The organism is Bradyrhizobium sp. (assembly GCF_019244115.1).
Classification (GTDB): Bacteria; Pseudomonadota; Alphaproteobacteria; order Rhizobiales; family Xanthobacteraceae; genus Bradyrhizobium.
On record NZ_JAFATE010000094.1, the window covers coordinates 20,471 to 28,008 of the forward strand.

Genomic DNA, 7,538 nt, shown 5'->3' on the forward strand with positions numbered 1-7,538 from the left:
ACGCTAGCGCGAGCGATCGAGGCGTTCGCGATAGGCCTCGACGCCCTCGACCAGGTTCTTGCCCGGCAGCCACTCGCCGGCTTCATCCATGATGCCGGCCTCCAGCATCGCCGCGGCGCACGGCCAGTGCAGGTCCACCCACGCCGCTATCTTGGCTTCCGCCATGCCCTCGCGCCGGCAGATGCGCGCCGCCATTTCCCGGGCGAGCGGCTCGATATTCGAAGAGCTCATCAGGCGTCCACGCGCTTTCGATCAGGGTTCAGCTAGCGCTGGCGCGGGTCGATTTCAAGGCGGCGGGCGACGCCAGCATTCCCTGCGAAGAAAGCAAGTTGGAATTCGCCGTCATTGCGAGCAAAGCGAAGCAATCCAGAGCCGCGCGTCCAACTCTGGATTGCTTCGGAGCTATGCTCCTCGCAATGACGAACTCGCTCATGCGCTGGCAGGCGTGCGCGCCAACCGCCGATACAGCTCGGCATACTGCTTCGCCGGTCCGCGCCAGGAGACGTCGGTCGCCATGCCGTTGTGCTGCAGCCGCCGCCAGGCGCATTTGTCGTGAAAGGCAAAGGCGGTCCTGCGCAGCGCGCGCGCAAGGTGCTCCGCAGTGACCGGCGCGAACTTGATCCCGGTCGCCGCGCCCGCGGCGTCGGCCGGATCCAGCACGGTATCCTCGAGGCCGCCGACGCGCGAGACGACCGGGACGGCGCCATAGCGCAAGGCGCAGAGCTGCGTCAGGCCGCAGGGTTCGAAGCGCGAGGGCACCACGAGCGCGTCGGCGCCGGCCTGGATCAAATGGGCCAGGCCCTCGTCATAACCGATGAAGACGCCGACCCGCTCTGGGTTGGCGTTCGCCGCGGCGGAGAAGCGCTCCTGCAGATCGGCATCGCCGCTGCCGAGCAGCGCGAGCTGCATGCCCTCGTCCAGCAGCGCCGGCAGCACCTCGAGCAGGAGGTCGAGGCCCTTCTGCCAGGACAGGCGGCTGATGACGCCGACCAGGCAGGAATCCGGAAACAGCTCCAGGCCGAGCCGTCGCTGCAGGGCGGCCTTGTTGGCAGGTCGTGCGGCGAGATCCCTGGCATTGAAGCGGCCTGGTATCTGCGGGTCGGTCGCCGGATTCCAGACCCTGATGTCGATGCCGTTGAGAATGCCGCTGAGCGCGCCTGATCGTTCGCGCAGCAGGCCGGCGAGGCCCATGCCGCCCTCCTCGTCGAGAATCTCGTTGGCATAGCTCGGTGAGACGGTCGTGATGTGATCGGCAAATTGCAGGCCGGCCTTCATGAAGCTGACCTCACCGTAATACTCGACACCGTGCAGCGTGAAGGATTCCCAGGGCAGGCCGATCCGGCCCAAAAGGTCCTGCTGAAAGCGGCCCTGATAGGCGAGGTTATGCACCGTCATCACGGTGGGTGGCCGCGGCCGGCCGCTGTAATGCAGATAGACGGGCGCGAGCCCCGCCTGCCAGTCATGTGCGTGCACGACATCCGGCACGAAGGCGGGGACGGCCCCAAGGCCGATATCGGCGGCGATGCGCGACAGCGCCGCGAAGCGCACGCCGTTGTCCGGCCAGTCAACGCCCTCGGGTGTGACATACGGATTGCCCGCGCGCGCGTACAGATGCGGCGCATCGAGCACGAACAGCTCGAGCTCGTCCGCCTTGCCGAGCAGCAGGCGGCCTGCACCGCCAAAGAACTCCGGCCAGCGCAGCACCTCCTCCGCCATCCCGATCGCGCGCATCACCTGGGGATAACCAGGCACCAGGGTGCGGACCTCGACGGCTTCCGCCTTCAGCGCGGGCGGCAGCGCGCCCGCGACATCGGCGAGGCCGCCGGTCTTGATGATGGGATAGATTTCGGAGGCGACCGACAGGACGCGGACGCTCATGCGTTCAGCCCGTCGATCATCGGCTGTGTGATCAGGCAGACCCCTTGCGGCGTGGTCCGGAATCGCTTGGAATCGAGCTCGGGATCTTCGCCGACCACAAGTCCGTCCGGAATCCTCACGCCGCGGTCGATCACGACATTGCTCAGGCGCGCGTGCTCACCAATATCGACATAGGGCAAGATGACGGCATTCTCGACCTTGGCGTGCGAATGCAGGTGCACGCCGGTGAACAGCAGCGAGCGCCGCAAGGACGCGCCCGAGACGATGCAGCCGCCCGACACCAGCGACGTCACCGCTTCGCCGCGGCGTCCCTGTTCATCGTGCACGAATTTCGCCGGCGGCGTGATCTCGGCATGGGTCCAGATCGGCCAGGAGCGGTCGTACAGGTCGAGTTCCGGAAGAATATCGGTCAGGTCGATATTGGCGGACCAATAGGCGTCCACGGTGCCGACGTCGCGCCAGTAGCTGCGCGGCTCGCCCTCGGCGCGGACACAGGAGCGGCTGAACTGGTGCGCGACCGCGCGGCCGTTCTTGACGATGTAGGGAATGATGTCCTTGCCGAAATCGTGGCTGGAATTCGGATCGTTCGCATCGCGCTTCAATTCGTCGAACAGGAATTTCGAATTGAACACATAGATGCCCATGCTCGCGAGCGACTTGTCAGGCTTGCCGGGCATGCCCGGCGGGTCGGCCGGCTTCTCGAGAAAGGATCGGATGGTGTCGTTCTCATCGACGTCGATGATGCCGAAGGCGCTGGATTCCGCGCGCGGCATTTCGAGGCATCCGACCGTGACGTCGGCGCCGCGGTCGACATGCTGCTGCAGCATGATCTCGTAGTCCATCTTGTAGATATGGTCCCCGGCGAGCAGCACGATGTAGCGGCAGGCGTGGGACTCGATGATGTCGATATTTTGGTATACCGCATCCGCCGTCCCGAGATACCACATTGTTTCGGAGACGCGCTGGCTCGCGGGCAGGATGTCAAAGCTTTCGTTGCGCTCGGGGCGGAAGAAATTCCAGCCCATCTGCAGGTGACGGATCAGACTGTGGGCCTTGTACTGGGTCGCAACCGCAATGCGGCGGATGCCCGAGTTGAGCGCGTTGGAGAGCGCAAAATCGATGATGCGCGACTTGCCGCCGAAATAGACCGCAGGCTTGGCCCGTCGGTCGGTCAGCTCCAGCAGCCGACTGCCACGCCCGCCGGCGAGGACGAAAGCAAGGGCATGCCGCGCTAAGGGCTCGTTGGCGACGGGTCGCATGTTGTTCTCCCTTGACTTAACCAACCCGCAAGGCGGGCCGGTCGTTCCCAAAGCCTTCAGCCACAGGTGGAAGGCCGGGTTCACGGGATGGACTTTAACGGGCGGAAGGACCGGCTGAAAAGGGGCAAATGGTACGTCAGGTTCGGAGCACGACGAGACCGGTGTGAATGCATCCACCATGGAAGTGCGCTCCCTTCCCCGTTTGCGGGGAGGGCTGGGGTGGGGGCCTGAAGATCATAGCGAAAGAGCCTGCTCAAATGCGGCCCCCACCCGCCGCGCACGAAGTGCGCGGCGACCTTCCCCGCAAGCGGGGGAGGCGAACGAGCTTGCGGATGGGTCAATCCAGATTACGAAGATCGCAATCGTCCGTAGAGTTCTGTGACCTCGCGCTGCCAGGGTGGGTCGGCGCCAGCGCGGGTGCAGGTGACCGCGGCGCATGCGCAGGCAAAGGAGAGCGCCCGACGAAGTTCGTCCCCGGATGCGGCCTGCAGCTTGCTTCGTTCGATGCAGCCGAGCTCGCGGAGCGCGAACAGCAGCGCAGCCTGAAAACTGTCGCCGGCGCCGATGGTGTCGACGACCTCGACCTTCGGCGCCAGGACCTCGATCATTCCGGCGCTCTGATGCCAGGCCTGCGCGCCCTTGTTGCCGCAGGTGATGACGATCAGGCTCGGCCCTCGCGACAGCAGCGCGGAGGCTTTTGCTGCATAGGCGGCCTCGCCGTAGAGATAATCGAAATCGACGTCCGACATCTTGATGATGTCGGCGCCGCCAGCGAATGCATCGATGCGGGCGCGATAGGCGCCGCGATCTTTGACCAGGTTCGGCCTGCAGTTCGGATCGAAGGCGATGGTTGCGCGCGGCTTTGCGGCCGCGATCAGGGCGAGAGTCTCCGCGGCACCCTGGTCATGGACCAGCGTGGTCGATCCGACGTGGAGCGCCTCGACGCCATCCAGCGGGATACTGTCGCGTGAAAAAGTCCATTCGCGCGCGGCGGTCGCGGCGTCATAGAACGCATATTGCGATTCGCCGCCCACGATCCGCACGAAGGCCAAGGTGGTCTGCCGATCGCTGCGCGTCGCAGGCGTGATGTCGACGCCCGAGGCGATGGCGTGATCGGCGATCATGCGGCCGAACAGATCGGTGGAGAGGCCGCCGACAAATCCGGTCGGTGCCCCCAGCCGCGCGACGCCGACGGCGACGTTGAGGCACGATCCGCCGACCGCGGGCCGCACGGCCTCACGGCCGTCCGCGGCCATGACGGGGACGAAGTCGATCAGCGCATCGCCACAGCTGAGGATCATGCCTTCACCCTTTCGAGTTCGGCGGCATCGCACTCGAAGCGCATCGCCTCGCGGCTGTCGCGATCGAGGCTGCGCAGCAGCGCGTAGACCTTGCGCTTGCTGCGATGGAACTCGGCCATGCCCGGTGCGGACTTTTCGGTCAGGCGACCGAGCGCCGACATCGCCGCCATGGTCTGGCCCAGCGAGGCATAGGCGCCGGCCGCGACGGCGCCCAGCATGGCCGCGCCGAGCAGCACCGGCTCGGGGGTCTGCGGCAGTGCCACCGTCAGGCCCGTGGTGTCGGCCATGATCTGCCGCACCAGCGGGCTGCGTCCGGCCCCGCCCCCCATCACGATGGCGCGGCTGCGGACGCCCCGGGCGTTGAACGCATCGATGACGTCGGCAAGACCATAGGCGAGCCCGCACAAGCCGGCGACGAACAGCCGCTCCATGGCGCCGATATCGGTATCGAGGTCGAGGCCGGCGATGACGGCGCGCGAGTCCGGATCGGCATGGGGCGAGCGGTTGCCCAAAAATTCAGGCAGGACGTGAATGTCGCGGGCGAGCAGCGCGGCACGACTGACGCTTCCTGCCCGGCCGATGATGCGTTTCTCGAGCAGGCCGATGATGTCGGTCCCCTCCCGCCGCGCCGCCTCGGCGGCTTCTGCGTGCGCGGGATGCGACCGGATCAATTGGTCGATGGCCGCACCGGCGGCCGACTGGCCGCCCTCGTTCAGCCAGCAGCCGGGCACCATGCCCTGGTAATACGGTCCCCAGACACCCGGCACGAAACAGGGATCGGCGGTGGTCGCCATGATGCAGGCGGAGGTGCCCATGATGTAGGCGAGACGATCGCAGACATCGACGTCGGCGCCGGTTGAATCCTTGCCGCCGATCGCGCCGACGCCGCCGGCATGTGCATCGATCAGCGAAGCGCCGACCGGCGTCCCCGCTTTGAGGCCAAGATCCCGCGCGGCCATTTCCGTCAGTCCCGCGCCGACCGGCGTCCCCGGAGCAACGATGTCGGTCCCGATCCGGCGATACTCGTCAGACACGAACTCCGACAGGCCGACCCGCTCGAAATAGAGCGCGCTCCAGCGCGCCTCGTGTGCCAGGTAGTTCCACTTGCAGGTCACCGTGCAGGTCGAGCGCGTCAGCGCGCCCGTGGCGCGCCACGTCAGATAATCGGCGAGGTCGAAGAAGTGTCCGGCGGAATCGAAACTCGCGCGCAGGTGCCGCTTCAGCCAGAGCAGTTTTGGCACCTCCATCTCCGGCGAAATCGAGCCGCCGACATAGCGCAGCACGTCGTCGCCGGTGTCGTTGATCAGCCGCGCCTCGGCGATGGCGCGATGATCCATCCAGACGATGACGTTTCGCGCATTGTCGCCGGAGGCGCTCACGGTGAGCGGGGCACCGGCCTGGTCGAGCACGACCAGCGAACAGGTGGCATCGAACCCGATGCCACTGACGGCGTCCGGCGCCAGCGCAGCCTCCGTGATGGCGCTGCGGACGCAGGCGGCGCAGGCCTCCCAGATGTCGGACGACGACTGTTCGACGATGTCGCCGGCTTCGTACCAGATCCTGATCGGCTGCTTTGCGGTTGCGAGCAGGGTTCCCTTCTCGTCAAAAATCCCTGCCCGCGCGCTCAAGGTCCCGACGTCGACGCCGATGAAGGCCCGCATGCTCGCTCCCGTATATTTGGAGCAAGCTTACCAGCATGTGTAGCCGCCATCGACAAGAACAATGCTGCCGGTCATCAGGCTGGCGGCGTCGGAGGCGAGGAACAGCACCACGGAGGCGATCTCCTCCACCTGCCCCAGCCGCCCCATCGGGGTGCCCCCGATCCAGGCATCCCACATCTTCGGGTTGCTCTTCACGAAGGCATTGAGCGGGGTCTCGATATAGGTCGGTGCCACCGCGTTGACCCGCACGCCCCGTGCGCCCCATTCCGCCGCCAGCGACTTGGTCAGATGGTGCACCGCGGCCTTGGAGGCGTTGTAATAGCATTGTTCCTGCGGCTTGTTGACGATGAAGCCCGACATCGAGCCGACATTGACGATGGTGCCGCCTTTCGCCGCCAGCATGTGCTTGCCGAAGGCGCGGCAGCACCAGAAGGTGCCGTTGAGGTTTACGTCGAGGACGTTGAGCCAGTGCTCGTCGGTCACGGTCTCGGCCGGGGTCTCACTGCGCGCAATCCCAGCATTGTTGACCAGAATGTCGACCCGGCCATGGCGCGCGACGAGGTCGTCGGCGAGTTCGGAGACGCGCCTGGAGTCGGTCACGTCCATCTCGGCCGTCTCGGCCTGAAAACCCTTGCCGGTCAGCTGGGCGGTCGCACTCTTCGCCAGCGCCACATCGCGATCGGCGACGATGACGCGGGCACCGGCCTCCCCCAGCGCCTCGGCGCAGGCCAGACCAATGCCCTGACCGGCACCGGTCACGATCGCGGTCTTGCCAGGCAGCTCGAATTTTTCCAGATACATCGTCGTCGTCCTATTGGGTTCGCAGCGACTTGCCATCGCCGTCGAAGCGATGAATGCGCGCCTGCTCCGGCGCCAGCACGACCTTGTCGCCGGCGCTCAAATCGAGCTCGCCGACGGAGCGCGCGGTGAGCGTGCCGATCCGGCCACAGTCGACATAGAGAAAGGTGTCGCTGCCGAGATGCTCGGCGACCAGGATGGTGCCCGGCCAGCCCTCGCCCTCGCGCGAAATTTTCAGGTGCTCGGGGCGCACGCCGATGGTCGGAGCGCCATACTTGGCCGCGGACTCGCCGGTGACGAAGTTCATCTTGGGCGAACCGATGAAGCCGGCCACGAACAGATTGGCGGGCCGCTCATAGAGCTCGAGCGGCGAACCATATTGCTCGATCTTGCCGGCGTTGAGCACGACGATCTTGTCGGCCATGGTCATGGCCTCGACCTGGTCGTGGGTGACATAGATCGCGGTGGTGCCGAGCTGCTTTTGCAGCCGCGTTACCTCGATCCGCATCTGCACGCGGAGCGCCGCATCGAGGTTGGAGAGCGGTTCGTCGAACAGGAACGCCTTGGGCTCGCGCACGATGGCGCGTCCGATCGCAACGCGCTGGCGCTGCCCGCCGGAGAGTTCGCGCGGCTTGCGGTCG

General features: G+C 66.1%; 7 protein-coding genes. All 7 read right to left on the reverse strand.

The annotated features are described in order from the left end of the window. Positions 1-3: 3 nt before the first annotated feature. Positions 4-231 carry a hypothetical protein gene (locus tag JOZ76_RS04400; RefSeq protein ID WP_291697405.1) on the reverse strand — a complete coding sequence of 76 codons (228 nt, stop codon included), beginning with the start codon at positions 229-231 and terminating at the stop codon, positions 4-6. 198 nt (positions 232-429) lie between these two features. Beyond that, entirely contained in the window at positions 430-1,878 is a 1,449-nt protein-coding gene (gene glgA / locus JOZ76_RS04405) for a glycogen synthase GlgA (RefSeq protein WP_291697406.1), read from the reverse strand. Then, positions 1,875-3,137 (reverse strand): glucose-1-phosphate adenylyltransferase, encoded by a 1,263-nt coding sequence (glgC, locus tag JOZ76_RS04410; RefSeq protein WP_291697407.1) that lies wholly within the window; start codon positions 3,135-3,137, stop codon positions 1,875-1,877. Before glgC ends, glgA begins: the two co-directional genes overlap by 4 nt. A 347-nt stretch (positions 3,138-3,484) precedes the next feature. Further along, positions 3,485-4,438, reverse strand: coding sequence for a carbohydrate kinase family protein (locus JOZ76_RS04415; protein WP_291697408.1), 954 nt, complete (start codon positions 4,436-4,438; stop codon positions 3,485-3,487). Further along, the gene (locus tag JOZ76_RS04420; protein WP_291697409.1) at positions 4,435-6,099 is read right to left on the reverse strand and encodes an FGGY-family carbohydrate kinase; all 1,665 of its coding nucleotides are present in this window, start codon (positions 6,097-6,099) and stop codon (positions 4,435-4,437) included. Before JOZ76_RS04420 ends, JOZ76_RS04415 begins: the two co-directional genes overlap by 4 nt. Before the next feature lie 27 nt (positions 6,100-6,126). Next, positions 6,127-6,900, reverse strand: coding sequence for an SDR family NAD(P)-dependent oxidoreductase (locus JOZ76_RS04425; RefSeq protein WP_291697410.1), 774 nt, complete (start codon positions 6,898-6,900; stop codon positions 6,127-6,129). Between the two features lie 10 nt (positions 6,901-6,910). After that, positions 6,911-7,538, reverse strand: a 628-nt coding sequence (locus JOZ76_RS04430; RefSeq protein ID WP_291697411.1) for an ABC transporter ATP-binding protein, incomplete at its 5' end; no start/stop codon positions are given.